Genomic DNA, 13,311 nt, shown 5'->3' with positions numbered 1-13,311 from the left:
TATATAAAAGGGAGCGATGTTGCGATGATAGATTTACATTGCCATATCTTATACGGCGTAGACGATGGTCCGAAAACCATCGAGGAAAGTGTTGAACTTGCGAAAGTAGCTGCAGACCAAGGGATTCATACAATTGTCGCAACTCCTCACCATCAAAATGGCAGATACTTAAATGAAAAGGAAGCAATTCTCCACCAAGTAGCTGAACTAAATAATGTGTTGCGTGATAAGGAGATTAATATAACAATCTTACCTGGTCAAGAAATTCGTCTGTACGGCGAGGTGCTAGAAGATTATGAAGCAGGCCGTATTGTAACAATCAATGAAACGAATAAATATATTCTTATCGAGTTTCCAACGAATCACGTACCACGCTATGCAGAATCATTATTCTATGATCTACAGCTAAAGGGATTCATTCCTATCATTGCCCATCCAGAACGGAATGCGGAAATGATAGAACGTCCATCTATCCTCTATGACCTAATCAACAAAGGAGCCCTTGCGCAGCTCACAGCTGCCAGCGTAACAGGGGATTTCGGCAAAAAAATTAAAAAGTTTTCCATGCAACTTATTGAGCATAATCTTGTACATATGATTGTATCTGATGCTCATAACACGACAAACCGAATGTTTAAATTACGGGAAGCATATACGGAAATCCAAAACTTGTTCGGTGATGAGGTACTGTATCAATTTCAAGATGCGGCGTACGAAATCATTAGTGGAAGAACAATAGATAAATATGAACCAGAGCGGATTCGCAAAAAGAAATTCTTAGGAATTTTGTAACTACTCAGGCTACCCACCTTCACGGTGGTTTCATATTTTCTAGTTTTTCAAGGTTTAGTCCCTCCCATCCCCGTTTACACTAAAGATAGACGATAAAATGGAGGTGAAGGGTATGATAAACCGAGAACAAATTTTAGAAGCGTATCATCAAGGTCCAGAAGCTGTTGTTTCCTTGTTTACGGAAACATTCACAGCCTTAGAAGCACGTGTTCAAGAATTGGAAGCTCGCACTAAAAAAAACTCCAAAAACAGTCATAAGCCCCCGTCATCAGACGGGCTACAAAAGCCGAAGACAAAGAGTTTGCGCGGGAAAACAGGACGGCTCACGGGTGGACAGCCAAAGCATGTGGGCTATACCCTTCATCAAGTTGAGACACCTGACCATACGGTGCGCCATTCTGTTACTTCCTGTTCGCAGTGCCAGACTTCCTTACAAGGAGAGCCTGTTATCGGTGTAAAGAAACGACAAGTGTTTGATCTTCCGCTCATCATTTTGGAAGTGACAGAGCATCAGGCAGAGAGAAAAATCTGTCCACACTGTCTTCATACAGAAGAAGCTACTTTTCCAACAGAAGTGAAAAATGTTGTACAATATGGACCGCATGTGGAACTCATGGCGGTGTATTTGGCATGCCATCAGCACTTGTCTCTCTCACGGACAGCTGAGTTTTTTCGAGATGTCTGCCACCAATCCATTAGTGAAGGAACTCTTAACACGATGATTCAACGTTGGAGTACGCGCCTTCAGCCAGTTGAAGAAGAGCTGCGTGAACTCGCTCTGATATCTCCTGTCGTACACTGCGATGAAACTGGAATCCGTAACGAAGGAAAGATAGAGTGGGTGCACACATTCAGCACAGAACGGGTAACGCTCCAATATCATCATGTCAAGCGCGGCAAGGAAGCGATGGATGAAATTGGGCTTCTTCCTTCTTACGAAGGAATCACTGTGCATGATGGCTGGTCTTCTTATTTCAAGTATGACAAGTGCCAGCATGTGTTGTGCAATGTCCATCATTTACGAGAACTGCAAGGCATCTATGACCATCGCAAAGAGGAGTGGGCCAAGGACATGATGGACTTCTTCCAGTCCGCCAAGAAAGCAAAAGAAGAAGCAAACGGAACATTAACACCCCATCAACTCCTAGACTTGGAACGAAAATACGAAGCCATTCTTACCGAAGGTGAGAAGATTCATCCACCCGCCAAGAAGGAAACGAATACGAAAGGTCGCGTCAAACAGAGTAAGGCATATAACCTTCTCCGTCGTCTAAGACTTCACAAAGATGCGGTGCTGGCATTCCTCATTCATCGGGACCTTCCGTTTGACAATAACTTAGCGGAGCGAGACATTCGCTCTATCAAAATTCGCCATAAAATCAGCGGCTCGTTCCGAAGCAAGTACGGTGCCAAGAACTATCTGCGTATCCGCAGTGTAATCGGTACTCTACGGAAACAAGGAAGATCTGTTTTTCAAACACTCAAAACGTACAACGAAACAGGAGTGATGACTCTGACTCCTATGCGATAAGCATAGGGGCTGCCGCTTGGTAGCCTCTATTTGTCTTGCATATCTTTAGGGAGCCTGAGTAGTTACGGAATTTTTTAACTAATAAATGATGCTAGCCAGTAAGAGTATAGTAAACCTACAGAACGGCAATGCTGCGTAAAAGGTACTGAAACTGGATTAAGATTAAAATATGTATGTATTTATATAGCAGGAGTTATTTGGATATTTATATTTCGATATTGAAGTCAGAAAAATTAAAATATTATAGTGATAGGTGATGTCTTCTTACCATTATCAATGAAGACACTCGGTCATGCTGTGGGTTAGGGAAACCTAACCTTAGACGCTAGTCGTCAGAAGTATGATGTGAGGGCGGGTTAGATGCCCAATTCTATTATACATATATAGAAGATCTAGGTATGTGGTTAAATGTTAATTGACCTTATATCTAGGTTTTTTAATTATTTTAAATTACTAAAAGTTAAGAGGGGGAAGGACTTTGAAAAAAGTAAGAAAGGCTATTATTCCAGCAGCAGGATTAGGAACACGATTTTTACCAGCAACAAAGGCAATGCCAAAGGAAATGCTTCCAATCGTGGACAAGCCAACGATTCAATACATAGTAGAGGAAGCGATTGAATCTGGAATTGAAGATATTATTATTGTAACAGGAAAAGGAAAGCGTGCGATTGAGGATCATTTTGATCATGCGTTTGAACTGGAGCAAAACCTGTTAGAGAAAGGAAAATATGAGCTTCTAGAAAAGGTACAAGAATCATCAAAAGTAAATCTTCACTATATTCGTCAAAAAGATCCTAAAGGACTCGGACATGCAGTTTGGTGTGCGAAGAAGTTTATTGGAAATGAGCCATTTGCGGTACTTCTAGGTGATGATATTGTACAGGCTGAAACACCAGGATTACGACAATTAATCGAGCAGTATGAAGAAACAAAAGCATCTGTTATTGGTGTACAAACTGTTGCAGATAATGAAACACATCGTTATGGAATTATTGATCCATTAGGACAAACGGGTCGTCGTTATCAAGTAAATAAATTTGTGGAAAAGCCATCTCCTGGAACAGCACCTTCTAATTTAGCTATTATGGGAAGATATATTCTAACACCTGAAATTTTTATGTTCTTAGAGGAACAGCAAGTAGGAGCTGGCGGGGAGATCCAATTAACAGATGCGATTCAACGTTTGAATGAGATTCAGCGTGTATTCGCGTATGACTTTGAAGGTAAACGCTATGATGTAGGTGAGAAGTTAGGATTTATTACGACTACGATTGAGTTTGCATTGCAGCATGAAGATTTAAAGGATCAATTAAAAGAATTTATGCGTGCTGTATTAGAAGAAGAAAATTCATTAGTATAAAGCGAGGGATGAGAGTGGATTTAGTAAAGGTATCATCAACAGGAGGTACAGTTACAAACAAATCCCCTATGCTTGCACAAGCGGACGTAAATAATCGTAAATTGTACTTACTAATAAAACGCCTTATTGACATAGTAGGGGTAATGTGTGGACTTTTATTATTGTCACCTTTATTTTTCATTGTTGCTTTATGTATTAAGTTAGAGGACCCAAAAGGTCCTGTGTTCTTCAAGCAAATTCGGATTGGTAAAGATGGTAAAGAGTTTTACATGTACAAATTTCGATCCATGGTTACAGATGCCGAGAAACGCTTAGAAGAATTATTAAAGCATAATGAAATTCAAGGTGCTATGTTCAAAATGAAGGACGACCCTCGCATTACAAAGATTGGAAAGTTTATTCGAAGAACAAGTATTGATGAACTGCCTCAACTATTGAATGTTTTGAAGGGTGACATGAGTTTAGTAGGACCAAGGCCTCCCCTGCCTCGTGAGGTAAAAGAATATACAGAATATGACATGCAACGCCTACTTGTAACACCAGGATGTACAGGACTATGGCAGGTGAGCGGCCGGAACAGCTTAAGCTTTCATCAAATGGTAGAACTAGATGTGCAATATATACAAAAAAGAAATGTATTGTTTGATATGAAGATTATATTTAAAACAGTCAAAGTATTATTTGGCTCTAGTGATGCTTATTAAAAAAGAAGGTGTGAAAAAGGTGAATCAAGATTCCAAAATTTATGTAGCAGGTCACCGAGGTTTAGTTGGCTCTGCAATTTTACGAAAACTACAGGAAAAAGGATATACAAATCTAGTGTACAAGACTAGTAAAGAACTAGATTTACGTGATCCAAAGCAGGTAGATGAATTCTTCCAAGCAGAAGGTATTGAATATGTATTCCTAGCTGCGGCAAAAGTAGGAGGAATCGTTGCGAACAACGAATATCCAGCTGACTTTATCCGTGATAACTTAATGATTCAAACAAATGTGATTGATTGCGCATACCGCTATGGTGTGAAAAAGCTTTTATTCTTAGGAAGCACATGCATTTATCCAAAGCTTGCACCGCAGCCATTAAAAGAAGAGTACTTATTGACTGGTGAATTAGAGCCAACAAATGAACCATACGCAATCGCAAAAATTGCTGGTATTAAAATGTGTGAATCTTATAACCGCCAGTATGGCACAACATATATATCCGCAATGCCGACAAATCTATATGGAGAGAATGATAATTTTGACTTACATACTTCCCATGTACTTCCGGCATTAATTCGTAAATTCCACGAAGCGAAGCAAAGCAATGCGCCATTTGTAGAGGTATGGGGAACAGGTACACCAAAGCGTGAATTCTTATATTCTGACGACTTAGCTGATGCTTGTGTATTCTTAATGAATACATATGAAGGCAATGAAATTGTAAATATCGGTGTTGGTGAAGATATTGCAATTGGGGAATTAGCAGCGAAGGTAAAAGCAACGGTTGGCTACGAAGGAGAAATCAAGTTCGATACAACAAAACCGGACGGAACACCTCGTAAGTTGGTTGATGTAACAAAAATTAACTCCCTTGGCTGGAAAGCATCCGTTTCTTTAGATGAGGGCTTGCAAAAAGCATATCAATGGTTCTTAGAAAATCAAAAAGAAGCAGTGACAAATTAATGCAACTGTGATTATTGGAGGATAAAATGAAAAAAGCATTGATTACTGGCGTAACAGGACAGGATGGGTCTTACTTAGCAGAGTTCCTACTAGAAAAAGGATACGAGGTACACGGTATGATCCGCCGCAGCTCTTCCTACAACCAAGAGCGCTTAGAGGATATTATGTCTGCGGAAGAAGCAGATGCATTATTAAACAATCAGAATTTCCATTTACACTATGGTGATGTTACCGATGCATTAAATGTTACTCGTGTAATTGGTGAAATTCGACCGGATGAAATATATAACCTAGCAGCACAATCGCACGTACGTGTTTCTTTTGACATGCCTGGTTACACTTTAGATGTTGATGCAAAAGGTACATTAAATATTCTTGAAGCTGTACGTATTTTAGGATTAACAGAAAAAACTCGTGTATATCAAGCTTCTACATCCGAACTATACGGTAAAGTGCAAGAGGTTCCACAAAAGGAAACAACGCCATTTTATCCACGTTCTCCGTACGGCGTAGCAAAAATCTACGGCTTCTGGATTACAAAGAACTACCGTGAATCCTATGACATGTTCGCAGTAAACGGAATTTTATTCAACCACGAATCCGAGCGCCGTGGTGAAACGTTTGTAACACGTAAAATTACACTTGCAACTGCACGTATTGCACAAGGTAAGCAAAAGAAATTAACGCTTGGTAACCTTGATTCTCTTCGTGACTGGGGCTACGCAAAAGATTATGTTGAGTGCATGTGGTTAATTCTTCAGCATGACAAGCCAGAGGATTTTGTAATTGCAACTGGTGAAATGCACACTGTACGTGAATTTGTAGAACTTTCCTTCAAGCATGTAGGTATTGAGATTGAGTGGACAGGTTCTGGTGTAGAGGAGAAAGGTATTAACAAGGCAACTGGTGATGTCATTGTTGAAGTTGATCCGAAGTTCTTCCGTCCTGCAGAGGTAGACCAGTTATTAGGAGATCCTACAAAGGCAAAAACATTATTAGGTTGGAATCCAACGAAGACGTCCTTTGAAGAACTTGTTCGTATCATGGTTGAGGCGGATATGAAGAAGGTTGAGAAGGAAGACAGAGTTAAGAAGATGTTTGATTAAGTTTTAGTGTAAATTAGAATTTATTTTTGTAATTAAATATTAATTGTTTGTCATATAAAATCATGCATTAAATTTATATGAATATATAATAGGCATTGGGGTCAACCTCTTTCTATTCTTTTTTTGTTCATTTCGTAACTTACATTATACAAGAATTGAGGAGGTACCCCTTTTTTCATGACTTGGAACACTTAAGAAAATACTCCATATGGTGAGGGGAATTAAGTGCTCTTTATTTCATTTGATGGGGGTAATAGATACAGCGATGAGCTGGAAGATGTTCTGAATAAGGTCTACACACATGACCTTTATATAAGAGATTAATTCAAAGACAAGTATATAGAGGCTGATGCAGTCAGTCTTTGCACTGATGCATATGCGTGTAGCCTCAACAGATAGGGAAGAGATACTACATGGCTGAAAAGATAAAAACTGAAAAGAAAAAGCTTTTAATATATGCACATTACTATATTCCAGATGTTGCTTCAACAGGTCAGATTCTAAAAGAACTGGCAGAAGGAATGCTTCATGCATTTGATATAACAATAATTTGTGTTGTTCCTTCCTATACAGGAAAGGTAGCTGCCGAGTATAAGACAAAGATGTTTTATAAGGAAGAAATCAACGGTGTAAAGATTATCCGGATCCGTGTTCCGGAGTTTACCAAAAGTAACAAAATCAGCAGAATTAAAAACATCCTAGCATACTTCTTTGGAGCTATGATTGCCACGTTTAAGGTCGGGGATATGGATTATGTGTATTCCATTTCTCAACCACCTATCCTCGGAGGTTTGCTCGGTGTTTGGGGTAAATGGATGAAGCATGCCAAATATATCTATAATATTCAGGATTTCAATCCGGAGCAGACCATGGCTGTTGGATATAGCAAGAATAAGCCGATTCTGAATACGATGATGTGGTTCGATAAATTTAGCTGTAAATGTGCTGACAAGGTAATTGTTGTTGGTCGTGATATGGTTGAAACCCTAAAAGGCAGATTCAAAGGTAAGAAGGTACCGAATCATGTGTTCATCAATAACTGGATTGATGAGAAGGAAATCTATCCCCTGCCAGCCGATAATGAAAAAGTGGCAGCTTTCAAAAAGAAATATGGGTTGGAAAATAAGTTCATCATTATGTACTCCGGTAATCTAGGTCTCTATTATGATCTTGAGAACTTGATGCATGTTATCAAGAAGTTTAAGGATAGGGACGATGTGGCTTTCGCATTTGTAGGAGAGGGTTCTATCCGAGATAAACTAGTACTCTATAAAGAAAAACACAATCTTAATAATGTAACTTTTATTCCTTATCAGGATAAATCGGATCTGGTATACAGCCTGAATGCCGGTGATGTTCACTGGTGCCTAAATGCCAAAGGTATCAAGGGGGTATCCGTTCCAAGTAAGCTCTATGGAATCATTGCGGCAGGAAAACCGATACTGGGTGCACTGGAGGAAGGTTCCGAAGCACGCTTGATTATTGAAGAAACAAAGTGCGGCTATGTCACTGAACCGGGCAATTACGATGAGGTTGAAGCCATGATTGAAAGATTTTTGAACGAGAAGGGAACCTCTACACTTACTGAAATGAGCAAGCGTGGAAGAGTCCATTTGGTTAAGAATCTGACTAAGGATGTTTCTATAAAAAAGTATATTGAAGAGATTAAGTCATGTTAATTAGAAGATCCTTTTAAAATAGTCTCCTCAATTTAAAAAGTACGATTATAGTGGTACTTTTAATGATTTTATTAAGTTGTTTCTTGAATAATCAATTGATATTAATGGGCCAAGTATTCAATTATTAAGAGTTACTTTCTTAACGTACATTAATAGTTTTATATCAGTCTGGTTTTGGTATATAGCATATTGAATCAAAAATATTGGGAAGAATTAGGAAGGTAATGAGAGTGGAACAGAGGAGAAAGAAAGTATGTTTGATATCGTCTTCCGGCGGCCATTTAGAGCAAATTAAACAGCTTAAGGAAGTAACTAATCGATATGAGTGCTTTTATGTAGTCACTCGTACAAAAGCCACCGAAGCGATGAAACAGAAAAAATATATAGTTAGTGATTTGGTACGCACTAATAAATTTGTCTCGATAATGAGAATGGCGAAAATGATGATTGAACAACTGGGTATTTTCCTGAAAGAAAAGCCAGATGTTATTATCACAACTGGAGCCGCAGTAGCTATTCCAATGTGTGTGATTGGTAAAGTTTTCAGAAGAAAAGTAATTTACATAGAAAGCTTTGCACGAATCAATACACCGAATAAGACAGGAATGCTCATCTATAAATTTGCTGATATGTTTATTATTCAATGGGAAGAGCTGGAAAAACATTATCCTAAAGCTGTTTATGGGGGATGGATATATTGAAAGTACTGGTTACTATAGGCTCTATGGTCGAAAAAAAGTTTACGAGATTATTTAATATTATAGAAGAACTTTGCGAAGAAAATGTCCTTGATGGCAACCAGGTTATTGCCCAAATTGGATTCGATGCCTATAAGCCTAAAAATTTTAAAGCCTTCGATATGATTGCAGATGAAGAGTTTAAAAGGCTTATTGATGAGTCTGATTTGATAATTGCTCATGCAGGAACTGGCACAGTTACTTCATGTTTAAAGAAAGGTAAAAAAGTTATTATCTTCCCAAGGATGGCTCAATATGATGAACACTATGATGATCATCAGTTAGAGTTGGCCGAAGTTTTTACTCGGAACAATAATGTGTTATGTGCAAAAAACAAGAAAGAATTAATTAAGTGCATAAAAGAGTTAGATTCATTTGTACCAAGTAAATTTGTTTCCAATAATAGCAAGATGAATAAATTAGTGATTGATTTTATTGAACAAGTTTAAAAAAAGAGGTATTTATATGAGAGGATTATCGTTAATTATTATTACGTATAATAGAAAAGATGAATTAATTTATACATTAGAAACCCTGAAAAAGCAAGATTATTCGGGCATATTAGAAATTATCATAATCGATCAAAATTCTAATGATGGAACTGAAGAGGCTATTTCCCATTTAAATGATAATAACATAGTATATATTAAATTAGAAAAGAACCTTGGAGTTGCTGGTGGTAGAAATGTGGGAGTAAGTTATGCATCTTTTGAAAATATGATATTTTTAGATGATGATGCCCACTTTGTTTCATTAAGTGCATTGTCTGAGATAGAGAATATCATGGATACAAATCCTCATAAAATATTTGCATTTCAAATTAAGGATTTGGAAGGTGGATTATTTCATTGGCCATACGGTAATAAACTTTTGAAAAAACGGGAGGAAACCTTCGTATGTAATAAATATATTGGTTGTGGACATGCAATTAAGAAGAGTTTCTTTAAAAGTGTAAATGGCTACTCTAATGATATGTTCTTTGGATTTGAAGAAACTGAATTAGTAATGAAAATGTTTGGAAATAATGAACTTCCAGTATTATATACCGGTTCTGTGGAAATTGTACATCGAGTAACGCCAATTACAAGGATCGTTGATAATAAAAGATTTTACTATAAAGTAAGGAATAGATTATTTGTAATCCGTGAAATGCATCCTGTGGGTGGAGGGACATACCTTCTTTACTATTTAGCGGCATATTTGTATAGAGCTATAACATTGAAGACTTTTAAAGAATATAAAGCCGGTATTCGTGATGCCTTTAAGGCTCCTGTAGATAAACGATATAGAATGTCCTATAAAAACTTCTTTAGATATTTGTCAAATAACTAGAATAGGTGTATACAATATGATTTATAGTAAAAAAGACTTAGAAGAGTATATTGAAAGAGACTTAAGTTACTATTTTGCAAAAAAAGATAGTAGAGTTAAAAGAATATATTCTTGGGTAATTAAAGATAATGTTCAATTAATAAAACAGTTTGTTGTACAATTACGAAAATGTGAATACTATCTGAATAATTCATATAGAACATCAGGAAAGAAAGTAAATATAGGATTCGATATAAAATATCTTATAGCAAAAAGAAAGTTAAATAAGTTACAGATTGCACTCGGTCTGGAAATTTATGAAAATTCATTTGGTTCTGGGTTGACCATTTATCATACAGGAGGAACGGTAGTAAATCCACAATCAAAGATAGGAAAAAATTGCAAGTTACATGGGAATAATTGTATAGGTAACAATGGAGAAAGTGGAAGTCTATGCCCAGAAATTGGGGATAATGTACAACTTGGTGTTGGAGCAAAGGTTATAGGCAATATTAAAATTGCTGACAATATTAAAATTGCAGCAGGTGCAGTTGTTGTAGATTCTTTTCTTGAACCGGGAATTGTACTTGCTGGAGTACCTGCTAGAAAAATTAGATAGCAGGATAAGGAGATAATATGTTTAATAGTGAAAAGGTTAGCATAATTATTACTACGTATAAAGGTTCAAGTTGTATTAGAAGAGCAATAGGAAGTCTATTGGATCAAACATATAGAAATATAGAAATTATAGTCGTGGATGATAATCCTCCAGAGTCCGTAGAGAGAAGTAAAACTGAAAAAATAATGGAGGAGTATAAGGATAAAAGAATTAAGTATATTAAACATGAAACAAATTTAAACGGTGCTGCTGCTAGAAATAGTGGAATCAAGGTAGCAACAGGGCAATTTATTGGGTTTTTAGATGATGATGACTATTATCTTCCAACAAAAATAGAAATGTGCGTAACAGCCTTAAATGAAAATAAAGATTGTGATGCGGTATTTTGTGGGGTAGTTATTACTGATAACGTGCATATATTAAAAGTTATAGAACCTAAAATTGATGACTCTAATACACAAAAAAAATTACTTTTTAATGTAAATATGTTTGGAACTGGTAGTAATTTGTTTTTTAGAAAATCATCTGTAGATGAGGTTGGCAGCTTTGATGTTTCATATTATAGGTTGCAGGATCTTGAATTTATGGTTAGATTTTTTGAACATCATAAAGCTTGTTGTGTAGATGAACTTTTAATTGTAAAGGCACGTAGTAATTCTAATAACTTACCAGAATATGATAGATTGTTCAATATTAAGCAAAAGTTTTATGAAGATTTCGCATTAACTTTAGCAAAACTGAGTGATGATGAATTGAACAGTTTTTATACAAATGAATATGCAAGGTTATTACAGAGTTGTTTCGGGAAAGAATCATTGAAAACTCTACTAAAGGCTAAACAGGACTTGGGGAAATATAGAAATTTAACAATTAAAGAAATGGGATTTATACTGTTAAGTATATTAGGTAAACCAAATAATAATGCATACACACTAACTAGATCTTTATTATCTATTATGGCGAAACCTGTAAAAAGTATTAATTTAAAACATAAATATAAAATTCAAGATGGAATTATTAAATAACTTATATTCACACTGATGTTAGCATGGTTTCATGACACAATTTAGTACGTCGTATTCGCTACTTAAATCTTTAGCTAGGCTATTAGAGTTATAAAGATTATGGACTATCTTTTTAAATCATCGTTAAATTTTTTGTACTTTCGTTTCCCATATGGACAAACCTTTCTAAGTAATACTTAAAGAAAGTTAGATTTAGTTCATATGGGGAAAATTTGAGTTGATTGTTGAGAATGTGAGGAATTTTATGAATTTAGGAAATAAACTTGTTCCTGTATCTTGGATTATCGTGTATTTTTGTATGATAATGTTACCTGTTGGCTCAGAAAATTTTTGGTTTTCAGACATAATAAAAATTAAGAATAATATTACTGTATTTGATTTGTTAATTGTAATAATAGTTACAGCCATTTTTATTAATAAAATGAGTCTTAGGTTTAGTGATTTAAAAGTTGGTAAATTTACGCTTGTTTCGGTTTTATATATAGTATTTTTGTTGTTAGCATTCTTCATAGGATATTCTGTTTACATGCAGTCGGCTTTTAACGATGGTATTCTTTATTTGAGATGTTTTTTGATATTATATGTTGCTAAAAATATTTCCAAATCAATTTTGAATTTAGATGTTCTTTTAAAAATCACAACATATGCCTTAATTTGCAGTTCCATACTCATAATAATTATGTATTTAGTAAATTTTATGGGAACTTCTACTCGACTAGGAAGCGGAAATTTGAGTTTGTATATCGTTGTATTAAGTTATTTGCTTTATAAGTCTACAAGTGAAAGAAATGTAAAATTCAGAAGACTATTAATAATATCAGTTGTTTTGTTTGCTATTACAGCGTTAATATCTCAAATTAGAACAAATATTATCTTAACAGTTTTCGGAGTTTTTATTGCATCTATATATATCGTTTTTCCGAAGGTGAAAAAAGGTGTTATTGCTGTTAATATCCGTAAGTTTTATATTCTGTTTTTTGTTATTATATTAGTTACTTTAGGTATTCTAGTGTTATATTTCACAAATACAGGATTAAGCAATAGGTTTTTAGAAAATGAGGGAAATACTGGTTTAGCAAGAATATATACATTTCAATATTATTGGTCGCAATTTATGAATAACCCTATGGGGTATGGGTTTGGATATATAATGCATTTTGTAACGGAGAATAACTATCTTCTAATTCAAAAAGGTACATTTCAGATTGATAATTCAATTATCGTTTATGCAATAAAAGGAGGTATAGGATTTTTAATTGTTAATATGTATATGCTTTTGAGACCGATTAGAATAATGAAAAAAAAGGATTCAAAGTATTATAGTATAATGGGATGGTTGTACTTTTTGTTGTTAATTTCAGCAACCTGGATTACTAGTCAATCTATTCATAGCATCGCTGTCTCAGCATTTGTTTGGTCAATCGTCGGGATATCATTTAGAAATTATAAAAATGTAATGGAGGAAGAATATTAACAAATAGGA

The 13,311-nt window shown here is 35.5% G+C and carries 13 protein-coding genes; all 13 read left to right on the top strand.

Annotated features, from left to right (window positions below):
• Positions 1-24: 24 nt before the first annotated feature.
• The 13 genes from AC6HZ4_RS25900 to AC6HZ4_RS25840 all read left to right on the top strand — a co-directional run bounded on the left by AC6HZ4_RS25900 (position 25) and on the right by AC6HZ4_RS25840 (position 13,302).
• The gene (locus AC6HZ4_RS25900; RefSeq protein WP_497492760.1) at positions 25-792 is read left to right on the top strand and encodes a tyrosine-protein phosphatase; all 768 of its coding nucleotides are present in this window, start codon (positions 25-27) and stop codon (positions 790-792) included.
• A gap of 112 nt (positions 793-904) precedes the next feature.
• Positions 905-2,323 carry an IS66 family transposase gene (tnpC, locus tag AC6HZ4_RS25895; RefSeq protein ID WP_497492759.1) on the top strand — a complete coding sequence of 473 codons (1,419 nt, stop codon included), beginning with the start codon at positions 905-907 and terminating at the stop codon, positions 2,321-2,323.
• Between the two features lie 478 nt (positions 2,324-2,801).
• Positions 2,802-3,683: a UTP--glucose-1-phosphate uridylyltransferase GalU gene (galU, locus tag AC6HZ4_RS25890; protein ID WP_497492758.1), complete on the top strand. Its 882-nt coding sequence runs from the start codon at positions 2,802-2,804 to the stop codon at positions 3,681-3,683.
• 14 nt (positions 3,684-3,697) lie between these two features.
• Positions 3,698-4,387: a sugar transferase gene (locus AC6HZ4_RS25885; protein ID WP_497492757.1), complete on the top strand. Its 690-nt coding sequence runs from the start codon at positions 3,698-3,700 to the stop codon at positions 4,385-4,387.
• Positions 4,388-4,406: 19 nt separating this feature from the next.
• Positions 4,407-5,351 carry a GDP-L-fucose synthase gene (gene fcl / locus AC6HZ4_RS25880; protein ID WP_497492756.1) on the top strand — a complete coding sequence of 315 codons (945 nt, stop codon included), beginning with the start codon at positions 4,407-4,409 and terminating at the stop codon, positions 5,349-5,351.
• A 26-nt stretch (positions 5,352-5,377) separates the two neighbouring features.
• Entirely contained in the window at positions 5,378-6,457 is a 1,080-nt protein-coding gene (gene gmd, locus AC6HZ4_RS25875) for a GDP-mannose 4,6-dehydratase (RefSeq protein WP_497492755.1), read from the top strand.
• Positions 6,458-6,870: 413 nt separating this feature from the next.
• A complete protein-coding gene (locus AC6HZ4_RS25870; protein ID WP_497492754.1) occupies positions 6,871-8,136 on the top strand; it encodes a glycosyltransferase family 4 protein in 1,266 nt (421 codons plus the stop codon).
• Positions 8,137-8,366: 230 nt separating this feature from the next.
• Entirely contained in the window at positions 8,367-8,837 is a 471-nt protein-coding gene (gene pssD, locus AC6HZ4_RS25865; protein WP_497492753.1) for a PssD/Cps14F family polysaccharide biosynthesis glycosyltransferase, read from the top strand.
• On the top strand, positions 8,834-9,322 hold the full coding sequence (gene pssE, locus AC6HZ4_RS25860; RefSeq protein ID WP_497492752.1) for a PssE/Cps14G family polysaccharide biosynthesis glycosyltransferase: 489 nt from the start codon (positions 8,834-8,836) through the stop codon (positions 9,320-9,322). Before pssD ends, pssE begins: the two co-directional genes overlap by 4 nt.
• 16 nt (positions 9,323-9,338) lie before the next feature.
• Positions 9,339-10,205, top strand: a complete 867-nt coding sequence (locus tag AC6HZ4_RS25855; protein ID WP_497492751.1) for a glycosyltransferase family 2 protein — start codon at positions 9,339-9,341, stop codon at positions 10,203-10,205.
• 16 nt (positions 10,206-10,221) lie between these two features.
• Positions 10,222-10,803, top strand: a complete 582-nt coding sequence (locus AC6HZ4_RS25850) for a serine acetyltransferase (RefSeq protein ID WP_497492750.1) — start codon at positions 10,222-10,224, stop codon at positions 10,801-10,803.
• A 17-nt stretch (positions 10,804-10,820) separates the two neighbouring features.
• The gene (locus tag AC6HZ4_RS25845) at positions 10,821-11,828 is read left to right on the top strand and encodes a glycosyltransferase family 2 protein (RefSeq protein WP_497492749.1); all 1,008 of its coding nucleotides are present in this window, start codon (positions 10,821-10,823) and stop codon (positions 11,826-11,828) included.
• A 244-nt stretch (positions 11,829-12,072) separates the two neighbouring features.
• Complete coding sequence (locus AC6HZ4_RS25840) at positions 12,073-13,302, top strand: hypothetical protein (RefSeq protein WP_497492748.1); 1,230 nt, start codon at positions 12,073-12,075, stop codon at positions 13,300-13,302.
• Positions 13,303-13,311 lie beyond the last annotated feature (9 nt).

This window comes from Ectobacillus sp. OTK, assembly GCF_059698935.1.
The sequence above is the reverse complement of the archived record's forward strand: the minus strand, read 5'-3'. Positions and strand labels throughout refer to the sequence as shown.